The organism is Escherichia sp. MOD1-EC7003 (genome assembly GCF_002965065.1).
Classification (GTDB): domain Bacteria; phylum Pseudomonadota; class Gammaproteobacteria; order Enterobacterales; family Enterobacteriaceae; genus Escherichia.
Map to the genome: position 1 here is coordinate 1 of NZ_PTRE01000195.1, position 386 is coordinate 386.

At 45.3% G+C, this 386-nt stretch carries 1 pseudogene; it reads right to left on the bottom strand.

Annotated features, from left to right (window positions below):
- Nucleotides 1–155: 155 nt before the first annotated feature.
- Nucleotides 156–326 (bottom strand): annotated as a pseudogene (locus A7090_RS23420) (ISAs1 family transposase); the annotation flags it as partial.
- Nucleotides 327–386: the final 60 nt, after the last annotated feature.

Here is a 386-nt window from a genome sequence, read left to right on the forward strand (position 1 = left end):
TTAATGACCAATAGCGGACATTAAAAATGGCGAAAAACGGCCAATAATCTTGGCGTTGACAACCTCTGTTTCGCAATTAAAATGACATACTACCGGCTTCAGCACTAAAAGCACTCCAAGCCACTATATCTCCCGCCGGACCATCCAGGGCAAGATTACGAAAGCCCGCTCCCCGCAAGGACTGAGGCGAGGTAGTCTCTGTCCATGGCTGCTTTTCTCATCTTACGTCTTAACCCTGCCTTGAATACCTTATCATTCGTCAAAATATTAATAGCGATGTGCCGTATCCCTGAAAATAATTCTGCTGCGTTTCCTCTTCTTATTTGTAAGCGGCTCGTCAGAACCGTATTGATATTTACTGAGAGCTCAGATCAACTTTCCAGGGC